This window comes from Pseudonocardia lutea (assembly GCF_042658055.1).
GTDB classification, from domain to species: Bacteria; Actinomycetota; Actinomycetes; order Mycobacteriales; family Pseudonocardiaceae; genus Pseudonocardia; species Pseudonocardia lutea.
In genome coordinates this window covers 1-531 of sequence record NZ_JBHSQK010000133.1, presented here as the reverse complement: position 1 = coordinate 531, position 531 = coordinate 1, and the positions used below count along the sequence as shown (strand labels likewise).

Annotated in this window: 1 pseudogene; it reads right to left on the bottom strand. The window is 32.0% G+C overall.

Annotation, left to right across the window (positions count from 1 at the left end):
• Positions 1-352: pseudogene (locus tag ACFQH9_RS31990) on the bottom strand (IS1380 family transposase); the annotation flags it as partial.
• Positions 353-531: the final 179 nt, after the last annotated feature.

Genomic DNA, 531 nt, shown 5'->3' with positions numbered 1-531 from the left:
GTTTTTTAAAGACTTTAAAATTAATGTCTCTAAACATTTGGGTTGTCTTGAAGTTGAAGTTTCCTAGAAACCGTGACACTGTTTCAGGTTCTTTTACGGAAATATCAAACTCGTTGACGAGGGGATCATTTTGAAGTAGCTTTAGACGTTCTAACTTATCAATGCCAATGAAGTGACCGCAGAGCATGGTCTTTATATGATTCATCTTGATTTTATTTGTTGAGTCATTATCAAATACGAGGTCATTTTCAATAAAATCAAAAATCCCATTGCTTTTTGCATTCTCAAGGAGCAGAAAAAGACCTGCATTTGATGTTAGATTCTTAGCTTTGAAATCAATTTTATTAATCATAATTAGAACCCCTTTTTACTACTTTTCTTACTATTATTTTACCATATATCGAGTCATAAAAGCTGATAATTTAACATATTTTTGAGCACTTTTCTTTCACCCAATGGGTGAAAGCTGAATTTCGAAGGAATGCATATTTATCAAGGCTTTGATTATGCTTTTTGAAGTACTGACGTAGA